Origin of the sequence: Kribbella aluminosa (genome assembly GCF_017876295.1) — a bacterium.
GTDB classification, from domain to species: Bacteria; Actinomycetota; Actinomycetes; order Propionibacteriales; family Kribbellaceae; genus Kribbella; species Kribbella aluminosa.
On the sequence record NZ_JAGINT010000001.1, the window covers coordinates 1549025 to 1570763 of the forward strand.

Annotated in this window: 21 protein-coding genes; 16 read left to right on the forward strand and 5 right to left on the reverse strand. The window is 67.4% G+C overall.

What is annotated here, in order from left to right:
- Window positions 1–76: 76 nt before the first annotated feature.
- From JOF29_RS07740 to JOF29_RS07755, 4 genes are all read left to right on the forward strand, one after another.
- On the forward strand, window positions 77–742 hold the full coding sequence (locus JOF29_RS07740) for a nucleoside/nucleotide kinase family protein (protein WP_209693538.1): 666 nt from the start codon (window positions 77–79) through the stop codon (window positions 740–742).
- A 238-nt stretch (window positions 743–980) separates the two neighbouring features.
- Window positions 981–2486 (forward strand): RHS repeat-associated core domain-containing protein, encoded by a 1506-nt coding sequence (locus JOF29_RS07745; protein ID WP_209693539.1) that lies wholly within the window; start codon window positions 981–983, stop codon window positions 2484–2486.
- A 16-nt stretch (window positions 2487–2502) separates the two neighbouring features.
- On the forward strand, window positions 2503–2979 hold the full coding sequence (locus tag JOF29_RS07750) for a hypothetical protein (RefSeq protein ID WP_209693540.1): 477 nt from the start codon (window positions 2503–2505) through the stop codon (window positions 2977–2979).
- Between the two features lie 13 nt (window positions 2980–2992).
- Window positions 2993–3382 (forward strand): hypothetical protein, encoded by a 390-nt coding sequence (locus JOF29_RS07755; RefSeq protein ID WP_209693541.1) that lies wholly within the window; start codon window positions 2993–2995, stop codon window positions 3380–3382.
- A 101-nt stretch (window positions 3383–3483) separates the two neighbouring features.
- Here the strand turns inward: JOF29_RS07755 and JOF29_RS07760 are convergent, their stop codons facing one another.
- Complete coding sequence (locus tag JOF29_RS07760) at window positions 3484–4080, reverse strand: CGNR zinc finger domain-containing protein (protein WP_209693542.1); 597 nt, start codon at window positions 4078–4080, stop codon at window positions 3484–3486.
- A gap of 107 nt (window positions 4081–4187) precedes the next feature.
- On the opposite strand from JOF29_RS07760, the gene JOF29_RS07765 reads away from it, so the two are divergent.
- Window positions 4188–5315 carry an MFS transporter gene (locus tag JOF29_RS07765; RefSeq protein ID WP_307863203.1) on the forward strand — a complete coding sequence of 376 codons (1128 nt, stop codon included), beginning with the start codon at window positions 4188–4190 and terminating at the stop codon, window positions 5313–5315.
- Here JOF29_RS07765 and JOF29_RS07770 read toward each other — a convergent pair.
- The gene (locus tag JOF29_RS07770; protein ID WP_209693544.1) at window positions 5290–7545 is read right to left on the reverse strand and encodes an FdhF/YdeP family oxidoreductase; all 2256 of its coding nucleotides are present in this window, start codon (window positions 7543–7545) and stop codon (window positions 5290–5292) included. The two genes, JOF29_RS07765 and JOF29_RS07770, sit on opposite strands and share 26 nt — an antisense overlap.
- 147 nt (window positions 7546–7692) lie before the next feature.
- Here JOF29_RS07770 and JOF29_RS07775 point away from each other — a divergent pair, with 147 nt between their 5' ends.
- The 6 genes from JOF29_RS07775 to JOF29_RS07800 all read left to right on the forward strand — a co-directional run bounded on the left by JOF29_RS07775 (window position 7693) and on the right by JOF29_RS07800 (window position 12956).
- The gene (locus JOF29_RS07775) at window positions 7693–8421 is read left to right on the forward strand and encodes a 3-hydroxybutyrate dehydrogenase (RefSeq protein WP_209693545.1); all 729 of its coding nucleotides are present in this window, start codon (window positions 7693–7695) and stop codon (window positions 8419–8421) included.
- 15 nt (window positions 8422–8436) lie between these two features.
- Window positions 8437–9738 (forward strand): MFS transporter, encoded by a 1302-nt coding sequence (locus JOF29_RS07780; RefSeq protein WP_209693546.1) that lies wholly within the window; start codon window positions 8437–8439, stop codon window positions 9736–9738.
- 4 nt (window positions 9739–9742) lie between these two features.
- A complete protein-coding gene (locus JOF29_RS07785; protein ID WP_209693547.1) occupies window positions 9743–11509 on the forward strand; it encodes a helix-turn-helix domain-containing protein in 1767 nt (588 codons plus the stop codon).
- Between the two features lie 212 nt (window positions 11510–11721).
- On the forward strand, window positions 11722–11919 hold the full coding sequence (locus tag JOF29_RS07790; RefSeq protein WP_209693548.1) for a hypothetical protein: 198 nt from the start codon (window positions 11722–11724) through the stop codon (window positions 11917–11919).
- Window positions 11920–12189: 270 nt separating this feature from the next.
- Window positions 12190–12348: a hypothetical protein gene (locus JOF29_RS07795; RefSeq protein WP_209693549.1), complete on the forward strand. Its 159-nt coding sequence runs from the start codon at window positions 12190–12192 to the stop codon at window positions 12346–12348.
- The gene (locus tag JOF29_RS07800; protein WP_209693550.1) at window positions 12345–12956 is read left to right on the forward strand and encodes a DUF2064 domain-containing protein; all 612 of its coding nucleotides are present in this window, start codon (window positions 12345–12347) and stop codon (window positions 12954–12956) included. Before JOF29_RS07795 ends, JOF29_RS07800 begins: the two co-directional genes overlap by 4 nt.
- A 446-nt stretch (window positions 12957–13402) precedes the next feature.
- Here the strand turns inward: JOF29_RS07800 and JOF29_RS07805 are convergent, their stop codons facing one another.
- Window positions 13403–13882: an NUDIX hydrolase gene (locus tag JOF29_RS07805; protein ID WP_245357487.1), complete on the reverse strand. Its 480-nt coding sequence runs from the start codon at window positions 13880–13882 to the stop codon at window positions 13403–13405.
- 174 nt (window positions 13883–14056) lie between these two features.
- Window positions 14057–15391: a zinc-dependent metalloprotease gene (locus tag JOF29_RS07810; protein ID WP_245357488.1), complete on the reverse strand. Its 1335-nt coding sequence runs from the start codon at window positions 15389–15391 to the stop codon at window positions 14057–14059.
- Window positions 15392–15695: 304 nt separating this feature from the next.
- Between JOF29_RS07810 and JOF29_RS07815 the strand changes: the two genes are divergently transcribed.
- Genes JOF29_RS07815 through JOF29_RS07835 form a run of 5 tightly spaced genes read left to right on the forward strand, consistent with a single transcriptional unit; the run spans window position 15696 to window position 21079 of the window.
- On the forward strand, window positions 15696–16121 hold the full coding sequence (locus tag JOF29_RS07815; protein ID WP_209693552.1) for a molybdenum cofactor biosynthesis protein MoaE: 426 nt from the start codon (window positions 15696–15698) through the stop codon (window positions 16119–16121).
- Window positions 16122–16151: 30 nt separating this feature from the next.
- Window positions 16152–16424: a hypothetical protein gene (locus JOF29_RS07820; protein WP_209693553.1), complete on the forward strand. Its 273-nt coding sequence runs from the start codon at window positions 16152–16154 to the stop codon at window positions 16422–16424.
- Window positions 16421–17455, forward strand: coding sequence for a YlbL family protein (locus tag JOF29_RS07825; RefSeq protein WP_209693554.1), 1035 nt, complete (start codon window positions 16421–16423; stop codon window positions 17453–17455). Before JOF29_RS07820 ends, JOF29_RS07825 begins: the two co-directional genes overlap by 4 nt.
- Before the next feature lie 46 nt (window positions 17456–17501).
- Window positions 17502–18113 carry a PPA1309 family protein gene (locus JOF29_RS07830; protein ID WP_209693555.1) on the forward strand — a complete coding sequence of 204 codons (612 nt, stop codon included), beginning with the start codon at window positions 17502–17504 and terminating at the stop codon, window positions 18111–18113.
- Window positions 18110–21079, forward strand: coding sequence for a UPF0182 family membrane protein (locus tag JOF29_RS07835; RefSeq protein WP_209693556.1), 2970 nt, complete (start codon window positions 18110–18112; stop codon window positions 21077–21079). Before JOF29_RS07830 ends, JOF29_RS07835 begins: the two co-directional genes overlap by 4 nt.
- Window positions 21080–21165: 86 nt before the next feature.
- Here JOF29_RS07835 and JOF29_RS07840 read toward each other — a convergent pair whose 3' ends face one another.
- Window positions 21166–21726, reverse strand: coding sequence for a hypothetical protein (locus tag JOF29_RS07840; RefSeq protein WP_209693557.1), 561 nt, complete (start codon window positions 21724–21726; stop codon window positions 21166–21168).
- Window positions 21727–21739: the final 13 nt, after the last annotated feature.

Below are 21739 nucleotides of genomic sequence, written 5' to 3' on the forward strand. Positions count from 1 at the left end.
TCGCGGCGCGGAGTTGCGGCTCCTCGGCGATTGAAATCGTTCGGGGTACGGCGGCCGGGGCGGGCAGGATGTGGCTATGGGAGATCGGGCAGCGGTTCTGGAGGAAGTGGCCGGGGCGGTGTTGGGGGTCGAACGGGAGCATCCGGTGCGGGTGGCGGTCGACGGGTGTTCGGCGGCGGGGAAGACGACGTTGGCGGACGAGTTGGCCGACGTACTGCGGCGTCGTGCCGAGCGGGAGGTGATCCGCGCCGGATTCGACTACTTCAAGCGGCCGCCCGAGCTGCGTACGACGTACCCGCTCGAGTCGCCGGAGAGCTACTACTACGAGGTGTACGACAACGAGGCGATCCGTGCGCGTCTCCTGGAACCCCTCGGCCCGGGCGGAAGCCGGCGCTACACAACCGCGCTTCGCGAGGCCAATGCCATCACCGCCCTGGACGCACCCGTCCAAACCGCTTCACCACAAGCGATCCTGATCGCCGACGGTTGCTTCCTGCAACGACCCGAACTGGACGACTGCTGGGACCTCCGCATCTACGTACACATCACCTTCGAGACAGTCCTCCACCGAGGCACCGAACGCGACGCCGCCTGGATGGACTCCCCAGAAGCCGCCGCCCACCGCTACCGCACCCGCTACATCCCAGCCGAACGCCTGTACGTCGACCACCTCAACCCCGCCACCCACGCCCAACTACTCATCAACAACGAAAACCCGACCAACCCGACGCTCAGTCGGTAGCGGCCAACTGATCAGCCCATCCGAACCGAAATCGGGTGGGCTGCTGATCTTTCATGGCAATGTCCCGGCTGTCTTCTCGCGCGCAGGGAACCGGACCCAGGCGCTCACCGACAACGGCACCTCGACAGAGGGTTACGACCCCGACGGGCAGCTCACCCAACGCATCGCCGCCGCCGGCACCGCCGACTTCACCTATCTGAACGGCCGCCCGGCGACCGTCACCGACCCGGTCACCCGGGTGCTGCAGACCCTCGGCTACAACGCGGCCGGGCAGCTCGCGTCGATCGACTACGGCTCCGGCCGGGTCCGCACGATCGGTTACGACCCGTACGGCCGGATGAACTCTGATGTGTTGAAGGCTGGATCGACCTCGGTGTCGTCGATCGCCTACGGCTACGACGCCGACAACAACGTCACCTCGAAGATCACCGCCGGTGTTGCCGGTGCCGGGAACAACACCTACGTCTACGACCAGCTTGGACGGCTCACGTCTTGGACGAAGGGAACCAGCACCACCAGCTACGGGTGGGACGCCGACTCCAACCGCACCAAGATCACCACCACCGCTGGTACCAAGCTCGCGTCGTACGACGAACGCAACCGGCTCCTGGACGACGGCACCTCCATCTACACCTACTCACCGCGCGGCGCGCTACTCACCCAGGCAACCACCAGCACCGGCAGCGATGGCACCACGACCACGACGACTGAGGCGTTCAGCTTCGACGCGTTCGACCGGATGATCACGCGCTCCGCCCGCGACTTCACCTACGACGCTCTCGATCGCCCCGTCCAAGCCGGCACCGCAAGGATGCGCTACGACGGCTTCAGCAACGAGGTCGTGTCCGACGGCACCCAGTTCTTCGGCCGCTCCGTCTCCGACGGACTCCTGGCGGTCGGGTACGACACCACCAAACGCCTCGTCCTGGCCGACCGCCACGGCGACGTCTTCGCCGGCTTCGACCCCGCCGACACCACCCTGTCCGCTGGCCTGCCCGACTCCGGTACTTACGACCCGTTCGGCAACTCCACCAGCGCCACCGGCCTCAAGTACCGCGTCGGCTACCAAGGCGACTGGACCGACCCCCGTTCCGGCGATGTCAACCAAGGCGCCCGCTGGTACAACCCAGGCACCGGCACTTCAACAGCCGCGACACGATCAGCCTCGCAGGCGGCGCAGCCAGCTCCGTCCTCAACCTCTACGCCGGCGGCAACCCCCTCACCTACAACGACCCCGACGGCCACAGCCGTGTCGACCCGGGCGGCAGCGACAGCCAGTGCTACCACGACCGGAAGAAGCCGGTTACTCCCGAAGAGGGTTGGCCGCGTTACGACATTACCTGCGATCCGCCGCCTCCGCCGAAGGGCGGCTGCAAGCAGACCAACACCTGCCCTCCGAAGAAGTGCACGACTCCAGGCGGCGGGAAGAACTGCCCACCGAAGAAGGATCCAGGTAAGACGAACCCGAAGAGGTGCGATGGCGGTGGTGGCGGGGGCTGTAAGAAGAACTGCGGACCCAACTGCAAGACCACCAGTTGCAGGCCTAAACCCCCGCCCCCACCGGTCTGCGACCCCCAGTGCCAGCTCAACAAGAAGATCAAGGCCGAACGAGACCAGATCGACGACAACGCCCAAAACAAGGCGGACACACCCCCTGGCGATCCCGTCTGCGCCAGCGGCAACCCACTCTGCCCAACCGGCCCCTCACAGCCAGCCACCGTCGTCACCTCCGGCAACGACCTAACCAACGAAACCGCCGCTTGGTCGGACCGGCAGGCATAGGCGCCGCTGTCGGCACCGCGGGTGTCGGCGGTCTTATCATCGCAATCCAGCAGATCATCGACCAGATACTCCAAAATGTTGCCCCGGGCTCGGGCTCGTCTTCAAACGCCGGCGGCGCCGACAAGTCCGGCACAGCCGCGCAGCCACCAGACCCGGATGACGATGAGGAAGCAAATCGACTGGCGAAGAACATCACTAAGCATTCCGATGAGTCTGCTGCGCGACCGGACGGTGAGGGGTCGCATTATGTTTCCGGCGTACGGCCAGATCAACTCGAAACCTACGTGGCAGACGTCCTGAAGGGGCGGGTCCCGAATATCGAGACGAGGTATCTGCATAATGGTAGAGTTGGCTATTGGGATCCTGCCAAGAAAGCTGTGGTTCTCGAAGATGGCGACGGTGGCAGCGTGTATACGCCAAAGAACGGCTACGACTATTTCAAGAGGCTGAAGTAGAGCCTGGAGGGAATTGAATGCTTTGGTCTCGCTCAGCCTAGTCGAGTTCGATGTCTTGCAGCGGGTCGCATTGCAGTTCACGGATATATCTTCAAGATTCCTCGAGTCGATCAACGCGACAGATGAGGACGTGGAGCGTATTTGGTCCCTGCTCGATTCTGCTGGAGCGGCGGATGGCGCAGTTCAAGCATTCCAGTTGGATGTCTCCGCCGACGAGGGCCAGTTGGCGAGAATTCATGTCGAGGCCCAGAGCGTGCGTATCTGCGTAACTCGGAGAGAGCATTCTTTGATCTGTCAGCTTGGTACGCGTGCTCAGTCTGGCTTCGGTGATCCAGAATTGTATTATCGGACTGGGTATCGAATGCCTCAGATTCGTGACGTATTCAAGAAAATCTGCGGCTGACTGCGAGTCTGCAGCGGCTGCTATTCCTCGTCGGTGTAAGTGTAGTTGTAGCTGCGGGTCCGGAAAGATCGGCCGCTGGGTTGTGGTTGATGTTCTTCGGGTCAGTTGGTGGCTTGGCGGGCTCGGTGGGTGGCGGCTTTTACTCGGCTTTGGCATTGGGGGGAGTGGAAGCGGCGTTGGCCGTTTTTGGAGGTGTCTACGAAGACTCGGTCGCAGTGGGGGGCTGCGCAGACGCCCAGGCGGCCGGCTAGGTCGCTGCCTACTGCTAGGGCTAGGCCTGCGGCGCAGCCTGCGGCCCAGCCGTTGGCCAGTTGTTCGTCGGGGCCGTGGAAGTGGAGGCTCCAGGGGCGGTCGCGGCCGCGGTCCAGTTGAGGGCGGGCGTTGGTGTCGCGGAGCAGGGTGTTGATTTCGGTGGCGGCTGCGTCCAGGTCGCCGGCGTGGGCGGACTCGAAGACGATTCGCATTCGCTGAGCGAGGTGGACCAGGCGGCGGGAGTCGTCCAGCGGTGGGTGCGTGCTCGGCGGGTATCCGATCGCGGTCAGGGCGTCGGCCACCGCGGACGTGACCGATTCGGGGTCGTCGGTCGGTGCGGAGTACGGCGTACCGCCTGAGTAGCCGGGCGTGAGCCGGTTGACGTACTCGACCGAGGCTGTGAGCACGCTGCGGGCATGACTATCAAAAGACACTTGACCAGTCATGCAGTACCTCCGTAGGCTCGGGCTTGCGTGACCGATCATAGCCACTTAGACAGTCATGGGGGTTCGGTATGAGCGTCGTTGCCGCGACGAGAGGACTCTCGCGAGCCGTGTGGATCCTGATTGTCGCGCGGGCGGTGAACAAGATCGGGGCGTTCACGCTGCCGTTTCTGGGGGTGGTGCTGGCGGTCGAGTTCAAGGCTTCGTTGACCGAGACCGGGGTGATCCTGGCGGTCTTCGGTGCGGCGACGATTCCGTCGCGGCTGCTGGGTGGGCAGTTGGCGGATCGGCTCGGGCGGCGGCGGACGATCGTGCTCGGGCTGGTCGGGTGTGCGGTCGGGCAGTTGTGGATCGCGTTCAGTCACGCGATCTGGTCCGCATTACTGGCGACTGTCCTGCTTGGGCTGGCGTTCGAGATCTACGAGCCGCCGAGCCAGGCGATGATCGCCGACGTCACCGAGCCCGAGGACCGCCCCGCCGCGTACGGCATGTACAGCGCGGCGCTCGCCGCCGCAGGCGTCCTCGCCGGACTACTGGCGGCGGCAATCAGCCACAGGGACCTCCGCTGGCTCTTTGTAGCTGACGCCGTCACCTGCCTTTCCTGCGCAGCCTTAGTAGCCGTCGCCCTCCCGCGCGACGTACGCCGACCCGCACCCGCCGAGGTGCTTCCTGGGGCGGTCTCCGCGTGGCGGGATGGGCGGTTGTTGTTGCTGTTGGGGAGTGGGACGGTGTTTGCGACTATCTATATGCAGCTCGTCATCGGGCTGCCGCTGACGCTGCTGGAGCAGGGGCTGCCGAAGTCCGGTACCGGCATCATCCTTGCCGTTTCGGCGGTCACGTTGATTGCGGCGCAGCGCCTGCTCCGGCTTCAGAAGCTCGACGACTTCCGGTCGATCGCGATCGGCTACGTGCTCTTGGCGGCTGGGCTACTGACCAGTGCGTTCGCCCACACGCTGCTGGTTTTCGTGCTCGCCGCCGTGCTGTGGAGTCTCGGCGACCTGTTCCTGCTGACCCGGTACCTCACGCAGGCGTCCGGGTTCGCGCCGGACGAGGCGCGTGGACGCTATCTCGCGATCTTCGGACTGAGCTGGGGTATCGCGACCACGATCGCCCCGCTCACGGTCACCCAGCTGCTCAAGACGTCCGGCCCGACAGGACTCTGGCTCACCAGCGCCGCGGTCGCCGGCGTGCTCGCAGTACCGCAGCCGTGGTTCAGGAAGCGGCTGGCTCCAGCCTGACGGTCAGGCCCTTGGCGACCGGTGTGTTGCTGCCCTTGGCGAGATCGTCGGCCGACATCAGCACGTTGGTCTCCGGGTAGTACGCCGCGACGCACCCGCGAGCCGTCGGGTACGACACCAGCCGGAAGTGCGAGGCCCGCCGCTCGACGCCCTGGAACTCGCTCACGATGTCGACGTACTGACCATCCTTCAACCCCAGCTCCGCCAGGTCGTCCGGATGCACGAACACCACCTCGCGCGTCCCATGGATCCCGCGATACCGATCCTCGAGTCCGTAGATCGTCGTGTTGAACTGGTCGTGGCTGCGCAACGTCTGCAACAGGAGCCGACCAGGTGCCGTCGGCAACCAGGTCAGATCGTTCGCGGTGAACTGCGCCCGCGCATCCGACGTCTTGAACTCGCGCTTGTCCCGCGCCGCATGCGCCAGCAGGAATCCGCCGTCCCCGTCCCGCAGCCGGTCCTCGTAGTTCTCGTACCCGTCCGCGACCCGCCCGATCCGCTGCCGGATCAGGCTGTAGTCGTCGGCGAAGTCCGCCCACGGAATCTGCCCGACGTCCGGTACGACGGCCTGCGCCAGCCCGCACACGATCCCGATCTCGGACTTCAGCTCCGGCGCCGGCGGAATCAGGTTTCCCTTCGACAGATGTACGGCGCCCTGCGAGTCCTCGACCGACACGGACTGCGGGCCCGCTGCGGTGTGGTCGTGGTCCGTCCGCCCGAGCGTCGGCAGGATGAGCGCCTCGCGGCCGGTGACGGTGTGCGACCGGTTCAGCTTCGTCGACACGTGCACGGTGAGGTCGCACTCGCGCAGCCCACGGTGCACCACCTCGGTGTCGGGCGTCGCGGACGCGAAGTTGCCGCCCATCGCGAAGAAGACCCGGACGTCGCCGTCCCGCAGTCGCTTCACGGTCGCGGCCGCGTCGATACCGTGCTCCCGCGGCGACGTGAACGAGAACTCGTGGTCGAGGCGGTCCAGGAACTCGTCGGGCATCTTCTCCCAGATCCCCATGCTGCGGTCGCCCTGGACGTTCGAGTGCCCGCGCACCGGACACGGCCCGGCGCCCGGTTTGCCGATGTTGCCCTGCAGGAGCAGCACGTTGACGACCTCGCTGATCGTCGCGACCGCGTCCCGGTGCTGGGTCAGCCCCATCGCCCAGCAAACCACGGTTGCCTTGGACTGGATGAAACGCCCAGCGAGCTCCTCGATCTCGGCCCGCCGCAGCCCGGTGGCCTGCTCGACCGCCGGCCAGTCCAGCTCGGTGTTGTGCTTGGCGTACAGCTCGAAGCCGCTGGTGTGCGAGTCGATGAACGACTTGTCCAGCACGGTCCCCGGATTCGCCGCCTCGGCCTGCAGCAGAAGGTGGCCGAGGGCAAGGAACAGCGCCTGGTCGCCGCCGATCCGGATCCCGAGGTGCTGGTCCGCGAGCTGGGTACCCTTGCCGACCAGGCCGCGCGGCTTCTGCGGGTTCATGAAGCGCATCAGGCCGGGCTCGGGCAGCGGGTTGACCGCGACGATCTCGGCGCCGTTGCGCTTGGCGACCTCGAGGTGGGTGAGCATCCGCGGCGCGTTGGTGCCCGGGTTCTGCCCGACGACCACGATCAGCTCGGACTCCTCGAGCATCTTCAGCGTGACCGCGCCCTTACCGCTGCCGATCACCCGGGACAGCGCCGTACCGGAGGACTCGTGGCACATGTTCGAGCAGTCCGGGAGGTTGTTGGTCCCGTACGCGCGCACGAACAGCTGGTACAGGAACGCGGCCTCGTTGCTGGTCCGCCCGGAGGTGTAGAAGACCGCGTCGTCGGGGTCGACGAGCGCCTTGAGGTGTCGCGCGACGACCTGGAACGCCTCGTCCCAGCCGACCGGCTCGTAGTGCGTGGCGCCGGCCCGGAGCAGCATCGGCTCCGTGATCCGGCCGAGCTTGCCGAGGTCGAACTCGGAGATGCGCTCGATGTCGGCCACCGAGTTCTGCACGAAGAAGTCGCGTGGCACCCGCTTGCGCGTCGCCTCCCAGGCCACCGCCTTGGCGCCGTTCTCACAGAACTCCGCCGCGTGCTTGTGCTCCGGATCCGGCCACGCGCAGGACGGGCAGTCGAACCCGCGGTCCTGATTCATCTTCAGGAAGACCCGGCCGCTGCGGACCGGTCCCATCTCGCGGAGACCGAACTTGAACGACGACAGCACGGCGGGCACGCCGGCGGCCTTCTGCTTCGGCGGTTCGATATCGACCATGGTTTCAACAATAGGCCTGCCTATCGTGACGCGCTGCTTCGATAGGCCCGGTTGTGGATAAGTGGCGCACACCACTACAGCCGAGGCGTGGGATATGTGTCCCCATCCCATAGTCCTTGCCGTCGCTGATTCCTACAGTCGTCCGCCATGGAGACCCGTCGAGCCCTTGTCACCGGTGCAGCGTCCGGTATCGGCGCTGCGTGCGCCCAGCGCCTGGCCGCGGACGGTGTCCACGTGGTGGCCGTCGACCTCGACCGGGCTGGGCTTGACGCGCTGGAGGGTGTCGAGACGGTAGTAGCCGACCTGTCGGACCTGGAGCGGCTGCAGAAGCTCCCGGTGGACGTAGACATCCTGGTGAACAACGCAGGGGTACAGCAGGTCGCACCGATCGAGCAGTTCCCTCCGGAGCGGTTCAGCTACCTCATCCGGCTCATGCTGGAGGCACCGTTCCGGCTGATCCGGCAGACGCTGCCCTACATGTACGGCGCCGGCTGGGGCCGTGTGGTCAACATCAGCTCGGTCCACGGGCTACGGGCCAGTCCTTTCAAGGCGGCGTACGTCGCTGCGAAGCACGGGCTCGAGGGACTCAGCAAGGTGGTCGCCCTGGAAGGTGCCGCGCACGGGGTGACCAGCAACTGCGTGAACCCGGCGTACGTCCGTACGCCGCTCGTCACCGCGCAGCTGGCGGACCAGGCCGCAACGCACGGTCTGTCCGAGTCAGAGGTGCTGGACAAGGTCCTGCTCGAACCGGTCGCGGTCAAGCGGCTGATCGAACCGGCCGAAGTGGCGGAGCTGGTGGCCGTACTGTGCGGCCCCGCGTCGGCCTCCATCACGGGGAGCTCGTTCGTACTCGACGGCGGCTGGACCGCCCACTAACTCAGGAGCCCGCCCATGACAGCAACACAACCAGTCCAGACCCGTACGTCGATCGTCCGGGTGGTCGGCGCCAGCCTCGTCGGTACGACGGTCGAGTGGTACGACTTCTTCCTGTACGGGGTCGCCGCGTCGGTGGTGTTCGGCGACCTGTTCTTTCCCAAGGGCGAGCAGCTCACGGGGACGCTGCTGAGCTTCGCCACGTTCGCAGTGGGCTTCTTTGCGCGGCCTATCGGCGGTGTTGTGTTCGGGCACTTCGGTGATCGCCTAGGTCGCAAGCAGTTGCTGGTGCTGTCGCTGTTGATGATGGGGCTCGCTACGTTCGCCATCGGCCTGCTCCCGACGTACGCACAGGTCGGTGCGCTCGCTCCGGTCCTGCTGACCGTACTGCGGCTCATCCAAGGGTTCGCACTGGGCGGGGAGTGGGGTGGGGCAGTTCTTATCGTGTCGGAGCATGGTGATCCGGCACGGCGTGGTTTCTGGGCGTCCTGGCCGCAGGCTGGTGCCCCCGCGGGTCAGTTGATCGCGAACGGCGTACTGGCCGGGCTGGCTGCGTTCCAGTCGGACACTGACTTCAACCGGTGGGGCTGGCGCATTCCGTTCCTGCTGTCCGCAGTGCTCGTCCTGGTGGGGCTGTGGGTGCGTCTGCGGATCGAGGAGTCACCGGTGTTCCAGGAGGCCCGCGCAAAGCAGGAGCCGGCCGACAAGCTGCCGATTCTCGAGGTGATCACGCGCTACCCGCGCGAAGTACTCACGGCGATGGGCGCGCGGATGGCGGAGAACGTCAGCTACTACATCTTCACGATCGTGATCGCGACGTACGCGAAGGAACACCTCGGGATGGGGAAGTCGTTCGCGCTGAACGCGGTACTGATCGGTGCGGCCGTGCACTTCTTCGCGATCCCGCTGTGGGGCGCGTTGTCGGACCGCATCGGCCGGCGGCCCGTCTATCTGATCGGCGCGGTCGGTGTCGGCGTCTGGGGATTCGTGTTCATCGCGCTGGTGGACACTCGCAACTTCGGCCTCGCGACGCTCGCAGTGACCATCGGGCTGGTGCTGCATGGAGCGATGTACGGGCCGCAGGCGTCGTTCTTCACCGAGCTTTTCGGGACCCGGGTGCGGTACTCCGGCGTCTCGATCGGGTACCAGCTCGCGTCGATCATCGCGGGCGGTCTGGCGCCGTTCATCGCGGTTGCCCTGCTCAAGGCGTACGGCTCTGGCTATGCGATTGCGGTCTACATCGCGGTCTGTGCCGTCATCTCGATCGTCGCGGTCACGTCGTACTCCGAAACGCACCGCCGGGACCTCACTACGCTGTAGGACCATGGAGGAGCTTCTGCGCCTACTGGCCGACGATGCGCCCGGGAGCGAGCTGTCCCGGGCGGCGGGCGAGGACGCGGTGGCACGGGACCTCGCCTTGCGCATCCGGGCCGGTATGGACGCGAGCAAGAAGCGTGAGGCGGAGCTGTCCGCACTGGTCGACGTAGCGCGGGAGCTGGCATCAGCACGGGACCCTGGCGGCGTACTGCACACCATCGTCCACCGCGCCCGCACCCTCGTCGGTACGGACGTCGCGTATCTGACCCTGTACGACGAGACGCGTGGCGACACGTACATGCGGGCCACCGACGGCTCGGTGTCTGCCGCGTTCCAGCAGTTGCGGCTTCCTCTGGGTGCGGGGCTGGGCGGACTGGTCGCAGAGACGTACAAGCCGTACTGGACCGCGGACTACCCGTCGGATCGGCGCTTCCGGCACACCCTGCCGATCGACGACGCCGTCAGCGAGGAGGGCCTCGTAGCCATCTGCGGTACGCCGCTCGTGGTGGACGGGGCGTTCGTAGGCGTGCTGTTCGCGTCCAACCGGACACGGAGGCCGTTCAGCCGTGACGAGGTGTCGCTGCTCGGTTCACTCGCAACGCTGGCCGCCGTGACACTCGTGCAGGTGCGGGCCGCGGCTGAGACCGCTGCGGCGCTGGACCAGCTGTCCGCCGCACATGCGGGCGTGGAGCATGCAGCCGCCGCGCATGACCGATTTGCCGAGATCGTGTTGTCCGGTGGAGACGTGGACGCCATCGCGGCTGCACTGGCCGAGCTGCTGGGCGTGTGGGTCGTGCTGGTCGATGCCAGCGGCAACGAGCTGGCCAACGCGGGACAGGCCCCTGGTACGCCGATTCCGTGGCAGGAGTCGTCGTCTGGTCGTTTGACCCGTAGCGGTGACTGCTGGGTCGCGACAGCGACTGCCAAGGGCGAACGGCTCGGTGCGCTGGTCATTGGTGGCGCTGACGACCTGTCCGGCGCCGACCAGCGCATCGTGGAACGGGCAGCCGTTGTCACCGCACTGGTCCTCCTCTTCCGACGGCAAGCGGCTGAGCAATCTCAACGTGCACAGGCGGACCTACTGGCCGATGTACTCAGCGGAAGCGCCGACCCGCGAACCCTGACCGACCGGCTGCGTCTCCTGGCCCCGAACCACCGGAACGACCGCCTGGTTGTCGCAGTGTGCCGCGGCGACCACTCCGGCGTACGCGCTCGACTGTCAGCGCTTCTGGAGGACCGAGTGGTGCTAGCTGGTTCGTACGGCGGGGACTTGGTGCTCCTGTTCGCACGTACCAACGCGGCGTCTGCTGCAGAGGACCTGTCCGAGCTGGCGAAGAGGACCGGCGTCACGATTGCGGTGACGGGACCTGCCGCGTGGGGAGAGCCTCTTGTCGAGGCACATCGGCAGGCGTCGCGTCTGGTCACCACAATGGTCCGGCTGGGGCGCACCGGTGAGTCTGCGACTCCTGACGACCTCGGCGTGGCGGGTCTGGTAGGCGCGTCCGAGGTCGACGTACACACCCACGTGCAGCACGTGCTCGGTCGGGTGCTCGACTACGACGCCGACCGTGGCACCGACCTCATCGGCACGTTGCAGGCGTACTTCGCCGCGGGCCAGAGCCCGACGCGTGCAGCCGCCTCGCTCCACATCCACCCGAACACCGTGCAGCAACGCCTCGACCGGATCACCGCACTGCTCGGCAACGGCTGGCAGTCCCCGGACCGCGCCCTCGACATCCAGGTTGCCCTCCGCCTCCACTCCGCCCTCGGCTGACCGTGTCGGCTGTTCGGCCGACGGCAGGTCACCCGAACGATCTCCTCTGTCGTCCATTCACCCGCTGTGACGGACGTTGTGGGGCGCCCACTCTGTAGGCGAAGTCAACGCCCAGTGCGGTGACACAGAATGGCGCCGGGAGGTGTCAGACGGCGGATGGGCGAATCATCACAGTCTTCGCGGCCAAGGGCGCGTAGCAATGGGCCGGGGCCTTGACGGCGGATCGAATTGCCGCGCTGGTCACGACGTTCCGGCCCGGTCTGGATTGCCTGCTGGCACCGACAGGTCCGGGGGACGCGACGCAGGTCTCGCCCGCATTCGTCGACGAACTGCTGCCCGTGCTGCGCGGTGCATACGACTTCGTCGTCGTCGATACGCCGGCGCCAACTGGTCAGTGCGCCTCGGCCTGATCAAGCCTGAGCTCAGCGCCACCGCCTAGGGCACGAGCGCCTGCCGCGACCACAGGCCCGTGGTCGAGGTCCTTGGGCGGCACAACCGCTCGGAGAGTTACTCTCGGCTGAAAGTTGTATCGCACGGTGAGGAGAGCTATGTCGGCCCAGTTCCGGGAAGAGGCAGCCTGCGGGTACGACGCCTGCGCGTGCTCGCGAAAGGTGTCCGGCAGGCGTTGCCGGCGAGCTGTCCGGCCGGGTACCTCCTCGACCGGATCCGGCGACAGGCGGGTGACACTCGTCGTCAGCGCATTCGCCGACGGACCGCGACGGTATTCCGATCTGTCGCACCGGATCGCCGTGATCCAGAAGGCGCTCCGCTCGCCCGAGCGCGACGGCCTGCTGAGGTGGTCGGTCACACCGGCCGTCGACGTGAGCGCCTCGGCATGACAGATCGTCGAGTCGTGGTCGTCGTCGTACCGGCCGCAGGTACCTGGGCGCCACCCGGGCGGGACGCCGAGGCGTGGCGGCTGGCGCTCGCGGAGGACACCTACGAGGTGCTCGCCGCGCTGGACCGCGTCGACGTCGCGGTAGCGGTCGCCGGCGGGGACGAGGCCGCAGTGGCGGAGGTGAGTGCGTTGACGTGGCCGGGCACGCCGACGTACGCCGTGGATGTGCACCGGCCGGTTCTGCACGCGGTGGAGCTCGCCGGTCCGGCCGCGGCCGTCGTCGCGGTGTCGCATGACGTACCTGATCTGCCTGGACTGCTGATCGGGAAGCTCTTCCGCGCCCTCAGCCACGCCGACCTCGCCGTCACTCCTGCCGAAGACGGCTCGCTGGCGGCAATCGGCGTGAACGTGCCGGTCGCCGGCTGGGTCGCGGACTTCTCCCCGCACTTCGACACCTCGCTTGCGGATTTGGACGCCCGCAAACCCCGACGGCATGCCGTCGCAATCGGCCCGGGATGGCACCGTCTGCGGTCGAATGCTGACATAGCGCGACTGGATCCCGGGCTCGAAGGCTGGGATGCGACGAGATCTCTACTTCGACACTCCTGAGCCGTCACCTTCTCTGGCCCGGCTCGTTCACCATGCAGCGGGGACTTCGGGGGAAGTCCAGCTGACCGCCGATGCCGTTCAGGGGCGGCACCCGACCGTCAGCCACCCAGCAGGCCACATCGGGGGGATGTGGCCGGGGCGGCGGTATGACGGGACTGCACGGGGATCGCAGTACGAGCGGGGATCGCTGTACCAGCGGGGGAACGTGTTGCTGGGGATCACGGGATTGGCAGTACGAGGGGAACGGGGGATCGCGCTGCCTGCGGGGATCGTGGGGGCTCGCGAGGGCAGGCGGTGCGAGGGGGTAGCGGGGGCGGGGCTTGGGGTGCCCTGTTGTGGGGAGGTGGGCCGGCCGACTCGGGTCGGCCCACAGGTCAGAGACTCGGTCGGACCGTCGTGTGAAGGGCGGGCGCCGTCGTGTGAAGGGCGAGTGTCTGGTGTCGCGGTCAGTTGCGTGAGAGGTGGTCGCGCGCTCGTGCGGCCAGGTCGCGGACGGACGAGTCCGTGTCCGGCGGGAGCTCGTCGATCGGGAACCAAGCGAGGTCCTCGGACTCTTCGCTCACGACGTACTGCGTGTCAGCGGTCGCAGTCACGAGGAACTGGACGTCGAGGTGGTACACACCGGCGCATCCACCGGCGAGCAGCAGATGGCGTGAGAGCCGCAGCGGTTCGCGACCGACTGTCAGGTTTGTCAGCCCGGACTCTTCAGTCGCTTCCCGCAGGGCGGCGCCACTCAGGGTGACGTCTCCCGGCTCGCAATGCCCGCCCAACTGGAGCCACCGCCCGACTGTCTTGTGCAATGTCAGCAGGGTGTTGTCGCCCGCGCCGTCAACCACCAGCGCACTGGCCGTCACATGTTCGGGCCGGCAGCCGCGCCACATGCCGTCCACGTGCTCAGCCAGGTGGCGCAGGTAACGCTTCCGCAACTCCTCCTGGTCCCTGTCCGGCGCACACCAGTCATCCAGAACCCGAACCGCATCCCCACGAAGCACCCCGCCAGTCTCCCCGTCCACTCTCGGAGCCATTCACCCGGGTCTGCGCCGACAGCGCCCTCTCGCACGGATCGCACCGCGCGGGAGGGAGGGCTGGAGCAGGTTGGCCTACTTCGTCGGGTTGTCGCCGTCGTCGTTCTGAGGGTGGGACTGGTCACCAGGCTCTGTGTCTGGGGTGTCTTCAGCGTCCAGGAAGTCGGTGATGTCGATGTCGGAGAGCTCGCCGGCGTGTTGGGCGAAGCCGATGGGGTCGTCGAGGTCGCTGGTGCTGGGCATCAGGTCGGGGTGGGACCAGAGGTTGTCGCGGCCGTCGGTGCCACGGGCGTCGCGGACGGCGGCCCAGAGGTTGGCGGCGTCGCGGAGGCGTCGCGGGCGGAGCTGGAGGCCGACGAGGGTGGCGAACGTCTGCTCGGCGGGGCCTCCGGCCGCCCGCCGGCGACGTACGGTCTCGGCGAGCTGGATCGCGGACGGCATCCGGTCCTTGGTGGCTTCGCGGACGACGTCGTCGACCCAGCCCTCGACCAGCGCGAGGGTGGTCTCGAGCCGGACCAGGGCCGCCTTCTGCTGCTCGGAGTCCTCGGGCTCGAACAGCCCGCCGGCGAGCGCCTCCTGCATGGCTTCCGGGTTCTGCGGGTCGATGTCGACCATTGCGCGCTCGATCTTGCCGGTGTCGACCTCGATCCCGGCCGCGTAGTCGGCGACCGCGGCGAGCAGGTGCTGCCGCAGCCACGGCACACCGGCGTACAGCCGCTGGTGCGCGACCTCGCGAAGCGCCAGGTACAGCCGGACGTCCTCGTCGGTCAGGCCGAGCCCCTCGGCGAACTTGGCGACGTTGTCCGGTAGCAGGATCGCCTGGCCGGTCGGGCCGAGCGGCAGGCCGATGTCGGACGAGCTGACGACCTCGCCGGCGAGCTCGCCGAGGGCCTGGCCGACCTGCGCGCCGAACACCGATCCGCCGAGCTGCCGCAGCATCCCGGCCATCGGACCGGCGAACTGCTGCGCCTCGGCGGGCAGGGCGTTGCCCATCGCGCCGGCGACGTGCTCGGCCACCGGGTCGACGATCGTCTGCCAGACCGGGAGCGTGTTCTCGACCCACTCGGCGCGGCTCCACGCCTGCGACGTCGTGGAGACCTCCGGCAGCGTGGTCGCGTCGTTCAGCCAGTGCTCGGCGAGGCGGACCGCGTCGGCGACCCGGTCGCTGTCGGTGGCCGTCATCGACCGGTCCCCGGCGGCGGAGACGGTCTTGCGGGCAATGTCCTTGGCCAGGTCCCAGTTCACCGGCTTGCCGTCGGCCGAACCGCTCAGCAGCTGCTGGACCTGGGCGAAGATCGCGTTCAGGTCCGGGGTGCCGCCCGCGCCGGCCGCACCGGAGAACTGCGAGAACATGGCCTCGAACGGCGTTCCCTTGAACGGGTTGTCCGGGTTGTCCGGTTCGTCGCTCATCGATGGGCCTTCCTGTGCGGGTGGGGCGTACTACTCCAAACGTACTGGTTAGGCCCACCAGTTCCGCCCCGGGTGAACGCAGTACTTCTCCTGTTCGCCGCAGGCAGAGCCGCGCAGCGGCCCGATAACTAGGTGGGCAGGGCAACTGTTCCTCCGGGTGTACGCCGGACCACGCACCGCAGCACCCGGGGTCGCCGAAGCGGGAGCGGATGTCGGGGAACTCCGGGCCGGGAGGGAGAATTGCGGTACGGGGGATGGGATGGTGGGGTGTGCAGGCCGGGGACCAGGCGGGAATGAGGAACGGATGAGCGACGCGATCAGGCTGCTGGACATTCGCGACGGCGCGTTGTCCAGTGACGAGGTGCTGGCAGCCGTCGCCGATCCGACGGCGGGCGGAACTGCGCTTTTCATCGGCACGGTGCGCAACCACGACCAGGACAAGCCGGTCGACAGACTGAGCTACGAGGCGCACCCGGACGCGCTCGAGCACCTTCGGAAGGTCGCGCAGCGTGTCTGCGACGACCCCGCGGTGACTGCGCTGGCCGCCGTGCACCGGACCGGGGACTTGGTGATCGGCGACGCCGCGGTGATCGTGGCGGTGGCCGCATCGCACCGGGACGTCGCGTTCGCCGCCTGCCGCCAGCTGATCGACGACCTGAAGGCCGAGGTCCCGATTTGGAAACACCAGCACTTCATCGACGGTGGCAGCGAGTGGGTAGGAGCGCACTGACACGTACTCTGGGCGCATGAAGGTGGCCGGATGAAGGTTTTGGCGTGGCTGGCGTTCCCGCTGGTCGCCACGCTGCTCGCGATGTGCTGGGCGGCCTGGCGTGGCTGGCGCAGCCGCGAGCCGCGCCGGTCCGGAGGCCCCTTCGCCTCGGTGGACGAGTTCCGCCGCTTCAGCGCCGCGCTGGCGGCTCCGGGTCCGCGGGCCACTCCGGAACGTCGCCGGGCCCTGGGTCGTCGTAATCATCAGCCGGTCTCCGAGGACCGTGGCTCCGGCTCCACCAAGATCGCAGGGCAGGGTTCGTGACACGTCGTACCGCCACATTGGTCACCTCGATCGTCGTGCTTGTCGTCTCGCTGGGACTGGTGACCGCCTTCCCGGTGCCCTTCGTCTCCTTCAGCCCGGGCCCGGTCAAGGACACCCTGGGGACGGCGAAGGACAAACCGGTCATCGAGATCACCGGCCACGAGACCTTCCCGACGTCCGGGCAGCTGGACCTGACCACCGTGTCGGTGACCTCGCCGGACCGGCAGTTGACGCTTCCGCAGGCGATGCGGAACTGGCTGGACCCGCACCACGACCTGTTCCCGCGCGACATCATCTATCCGCCCAGCCAGAGCGCCGACCAGGTGGAGCAGCAGAACACCGCGGAGATGAGCGGATCCCAGGACAGCGCGGTCGCGGCCGCGCTGCAGGCGGCGAACGTCCCGTTCCACACCAAGGTGGCGACGGTGGCCGACAACTCGCCGGCGCAGGGCAAGCTGAAGCCCGGCGACCTGGTGCTGGCGGTCGACGGTCATACCGTGACGCAGATCCCGCAGGTCGGCGACCTGGTCCGCAAGCACAAGGTCGGCCAGAACGTGGTGTTCCTGATCCGCCGCGGAACCGCCGAGCAGACGGTCGAGTTGAAGACCGCCGCCACGCCCGGCGACGCGACCCGGCCGATGGTCGGGATCACGATCGGCGTCGACTCGCAGGTCAAGGTGACGGTCAATCTCGGCCAGGACATCGGCGGCCCGAGCGCAGGCACCGCGTTCGCGCTGGCCATCTATGACAAGCTGACCCCGGGTGCGCTGCTGAACGGGAAGCACGTCGCCGGCACCGGGACGATCGACGCGCTCGGCCAGGTCGGTGCGATCGGCGGTATCCAGCAGAAGATCGCCGGCGCCAAGGACGACGGTGCCACGGTGTTCCTGGTCCCGGCGCCGAACTGCGAGGCCGCGCTGCACGCGGACGTCGGCGGCATCCAGCTGGTGAAGATCAGCACGCTGACCGGCGCGATCAGCGCGCTGAAGGCGATCGCCAGCGGTAAGGGTGACGTCCCGTCGTGCAGCTAGTGAGCGACCTGAACGAACCGGCCAGCCGAAGGGAAGATCAGCCGGCATGGAATCCGTAGGCACGCTGCCTCCTGACGCGCTCAGTCGCGCGGTCGTCGAGATCGAGAAGCACGTGAGCAGCGCGGGCTGGGACCAGCCCGCGCAGCTGTTCGCGCTGGTCCCGACCGCGGAACTGCTCCGCGCCGAACCGCAACTGGCCGCCGAACTCGGCGCCGAGGACGCGTCCCAGCCGCTGACCCCGGTCGCCCAGGGCGAGCTTCCCGGCGGCGTCGACGACGACAACCTGGCCAACACGCTCGGCCGGATCGAGTGGCCCGACGGGGTGGCCGGCTGCGCGGTGGCGATCGAGCGGATCGTGCTGCCCGCGGCGGCCGAGTCCGGGCTGTCCAGCGTCGAGTCGGATGCGGAGCTGGCCCGGCTGGCCGGCAGCGATCCGCGCCGGCACGAGGTCCGGATGGTCGCTGCGGTGCTCCGCGAGGGCGGCCACTTCGGCGCCGTCCGGTTGCGCGCGCACGACGAGGCCAGCGCCGTACTCACCGGCGTCGACCTGGTCCCCACGCTGTGCGAAGTACTGTCTTTGACATTCGAACCTTCGGTCGGCAGCCGGTCGGGCACGGGTTCAGCGGTCGATGGCGACGACGAGGAGAAGCGACCATGAGCGACGGCGTCTACGACATGCCGGACGAGCCGCCTGCCCGGAGAACGCGACGACCGGGCGGTCGTCCTCGTGCCCTGCTGCCCACGATCGCCACCCTGATCGTGCTGCTGATCCTGTTCAGCGTCTTCACCGACGTCTGGACCCAGCGGCTCTGGTACCGGTCGATCGACTTCGGCACGGTGTTCAGCACGGTGCTCGGCACCCGGGTACTGCTCTTCGTGGTGGTCGGCCTGCTGATGGCCGTGGCCGTCGTCGCGAACATCATCGTCGCGTTCCGCACCCGCCCGCGGGTCGCGCTCGCGCCGTCCCCGACCCCGGGATTCGAGCGGTACGGCGATCTGCTTCAGCAGCACGCGAAGATCGCGGTCGGCGTGGTCGCGACCCTGATGCTGATCTTCGGCGGCTCGGCCGCGTCGGGGGAGTGGAAGGTCTTCCTGGCCTGGAAGAACCGGACCTCCTTCGGCATCACCGACAAGCACTTCAACAAGGACATCTCGTTCTTCGTCTTCGACTACCCGTGGCTGCGCGTGCTGCTCGGCTTCGGGTACTCGATCGTGCTGCTGTCGCTGGTCGCGGCGATCATCACCCATTACCTGTATGGCGGGTTCCGCCCGTCGGCCAAGGGACAGAAAGCCTCCGGCGCGGCGCAGGTGCAGTTCTCCGTGCTGCTCGGGCTGCTGGTGCTGCTCAAGGCGTTCAGCTACTGGCTGGACCGCTTCGGCCAGGCGACGTCCGACGGCAGACTCTTCACCGGTATCTCCTATACCGGTGACAACGCGATCCTGCCGAGCAAGGAGATCCTCGCGGTCATCGCCGTCCTGTGTGCCGCGCTGTTCTTCGCGAACGTGGTCCGGCGGACGTGGCTGCTGCCCGGTGTCGGCACGGTCGTGCTGATCCTGTCGGCGATCCTGCTCGGTGCGCTCTGGCCGGCCGCCCTCCAGCAGTTGCGGGTGCGCCCGAGCGAGCCGGTGAAGGAAGCGCCGTACATCTCCAAGAACATCCAGGCCACGCGGCAGGCCTACGGGCTCGAGAACACGCAGATCACCGAGTACCAGGCGCAGACCACGGCCAAGCCGAGCGAGCTCACCGCGGACGCCGAGGTGCTGCCCGGCATTCGGCTGATCGACCCGACCGTGATCGGGCCGACCTTCGAACAGCTCCAGCAGGTCCGCGGGTTCTACTCGTTCCCGACCGATCTGGACGTCGACCGGTACAAGATCAAGGACAAGGTCAGCGATACCGTCATCGCGGCCCGTGAGGTCCAGATCGACAAGCTGCCGGCAGGTCAGCGGAACTGGAACAACGACCACACGGTCTACACCCACGGCTACGGCGTGGTCGCGGCGAACGGCAACCAGCGGGCCCCGGACGGTACGCCGGTCTGGACCGAGAAGGACCTGCCGCCGACCGGTCAGCTCGGCAACTACGAGCCGCGGATCTACTTCGGCGAACAGTCGCCGGACTACTCGATCGTCGGCGGGCCCAAGGGTTCCTCGCCGGTCGAGCTGGACACCCCGGAGGGCAAGAACGGTGGCGACCCGACGCTGAACACCTATGAGGGCAAGGGTGGCGTCAAGATCGGCTCCTTCTTCAACCGGTTGCTCTACGCAACCAAATTCCGGGACGCGAACATCCTGCTGTCCAGCCGGGTGAACACGGACTCGAAGATCCTCTACGACCGCAGCCCGCGCGACCGGGTCGAGAAGGCGGCCCCCTGGCTGACGCCGGACGGCGACCCGTACCCGGCGATCGTCGACGGCCAGGTGGTCTGGATCGTCGACTGCTACACCACCTCGGACAACTACCCGTACTCCGAGAAGGTCGCGCTGGACGACAGCACCCGGGACACCACCACCGGCCGCGGCACGATCGCTCAGCAGCCGAGCGAGAAGATCAACTACATCCGGAACTCGGTCAAGGCGGTCGTGAACGCCTACGACGGCTCGGTCGACCTGTACGCGTGGGACGAGACCGACCCGATCCTGAAGACCTGGATGAAGGCCTTCCCCGGCACGGTCAAGTCGCGTGGAGAAATCTCGCCCGCGCTGATGTCGCACCTGCGCTACCCGGAGGACATGTTCAAGGTGCAGCGCGACCTGCTCGCGAAGTACCACGTCACGGACGCCGGCACCTGGTACCAGAACAGTGACCTGTGGCGTGTGCCCGCGGACCCGACCGCGGTGTCGGCCAGCGGTGACTCGACGACTCAAATCAGTCAGCCTCCCTTCTATCTCTCGTTGCGGATGCCGGATCAGACCGATCCGAAGTTCTCACTGACCTCGGTGTACGTACCGAACGGTGAACGGGAGAACCTGACGGCGTTCATGGCCGTCGATTCCGAGGCCACCTCGCCGGACTACGGCAAGTTCCGGATCCTGCGATTGCCGGGGAACCTGCAGATAGCCGGTCCGGGGCAGGTGTACAACAAGTTCCAGACCGACGAAGGCATCAGACAGGCGTTGCTGCCGATCAACCAGCCGAACAGCGGCGCAAGAGCCCAGTTCGGTAACCTGCTGACGTTGCCGCTCGGCGGTGGTCTGCTCTACGTCCAGCCGGTGTACTCGTCGCGGACCAGCGGGCCGGGCAACTATCCCGTCCTGCGGTACGTCCTGGTGTCGTTCGGGGACAATGTCGCTTACGGGACGACGCTGCAGGAAGCTCTTGGCAAGGTGTTCAACACCAACGTCGACACGGGCGAGAACCCGCCGGGGACCAAGAACCCACCGGCACAGACGAACCAGACGGTCAAGCAGGCACTCGCTGATGCAGAGGCCGCGTACAAACGGGCACAGGCCGCTCTCGTGAAGGGTGACCTCGCCGGTTACCAGAAGAACGTGGACCAGATGAAGGCCGCGCTCGACCGCGCTTCGGCCGGTGCAGCGGCGACGCCGACACCAACGCCGACACCGACACCGTCCGGGAGCCCGTCGGCATCGCCGACACCGTCGAGCTCTCCGACCGGCTGACCGCAGGGCTGCTTCCCGGGGCGGCGACACCGACAACACGTCGGCGTCGCCGCCCCGTCCGTCTGTCCGGGTGGTTGCCTACGGCATCAGGACTGCTCGGGATGGAAGCCGGCCGCGGTGTCGAGCACATCCTCGTCGGTGAAGCGCTCATGGTCGATCGTCACCTCGGCCGCGACACCCGGCTCGATGAAGTAGAAGACCTCGTCGCCGGCGAACAGGCCGTCGTACCCGCCGACCTTGACCGGCGTGAGCTGCCAGCCGGGATCCTTCTCCTCGTACTCGACGAGGAAGTCCTTCAGCGTCTCGAGGTCGGTGAGCTGCTCACCCCGGATCGTCTTCACGGTCAGGTCGACCTTGAACGCGCCCTCCGAATCCGGACCGGTCTCCCAGACCCGGCTGTGGAAGGACACGTCGTTCCACTCGTACTCGAAGTCGCTCGACGTACCGATGCCGTCGGGAAGGTTCTCGATCACGAAGCCGTCCAAGGTGCCAGCCTTCTGCTCGGTGGATGGTGCTACGGAGACCTGCGCCGGTGCAGCTGAGCCGGTGGTCGTCGACAGGCCCAACGAGGCCAGGACAACCGCGGTCCCGGCCACGATACGACGGGCGGACGGCATGACTCGGGAACCGAAGGATGAACACGACATGACTGCCTCCTGG

Excerpts from the sequence above, each read along its gene's own strand:
- JOF29_RS07820 (WP_209693553.1), top strand. The coding sequence starts at position 16,152 with ATGAAGGTTTTGGCGTGGCTGGCGTTCCCGCTGGTCGCCACGCTGCTC.
- JOF29_RS07785 (WP_209693547.1), top strand. The coding sequence starts at position 9,743 with ATGGAGGAGCTTCTGCGCCTACTGGCCGACGATGCGCCCGGGAGCGAG.
- JOF29_RS07810 (WP_245357488.1), bottom strand. The coding sequence starts at position 15,391 with ATGAGCGACGAACCGGACAACCCGGACAACCCGTTCAAGGGAACGCCG.
- JOF29_RS07815 (WP_209693552.1), top strand. The coding sequence starts at position 15,696 with ATGAGCGACGCGATCAGGCTGCTGGACATTCGCGACGGCGCGTTGTCC.
- JOF29_RS07835 (WP_209693556.1), top strand. The coding sequence starts at position 18,110 with ATGAGCGACGGCGTCTACGACATGCCGGACGAGCCGCCTGCCCGGAGA.
- JOF29_RS07760 (WP_209693542.1), bottom strand. The coding sequence starts at position 4,080 with ATGACTGGTCAAGTGTCTTTTGATAGTCATGCCCGCAGCGTGCTCACA.
- JOF29_RS07740 (WP_209693538.1), top strand. The coding sequence starts at position 77 with ATGGGAGATCGGGCAGCGGTTCTGGAGGAAGTGGCCGGGGCGGTGTTG.
- JOF29_RS07780 (WP_209693546.1), top strand. The coding sequence starts at position 8,437 with ATGACAGCAACACAACCAGTCCAGACCCGTACGTCGATCGTCCGGGTG.
- JOF29_RS07770 (WP_209693544.1), bottom strand. The coding sequence starts at position 7,545 with ATGGTCGATATCGAACCGCCGAAGCAGAAGGCCGCCGGCGTGCCCGCC.
- JOF29_RS07775 (WP_209693545.1), top strand. The coding sequence starts at position 7,693 with ATGGAGACCCGTCGAGCCCTTGTCACCGGTGCAGCGTCCGGTATCGGC.
- JOF29_RS07800 (WP_209693550.1), top strand. The coding sequence starts at position 12,345 with ATGACAGATCGTCGAGTCGTGGTCGTCGTCGTACCGGCCGCAGGTACC.
- JOF29_RS07830 (WP_209693555.1), top strand. The coding sequence starts at position 17,502 with ATGGAATCCGTAGGCACGCTGCCTCCTGACGCGCTCAGTCGCGCGGTC.
- JOF29_RS07840 (WP_209693557.1), bottom strand. The coding sequence starts at position 21,726 with ATGTCGTGTTCATCCTTCGGTTCCCGAGTCATGCCGTCCGCCCGTCGT.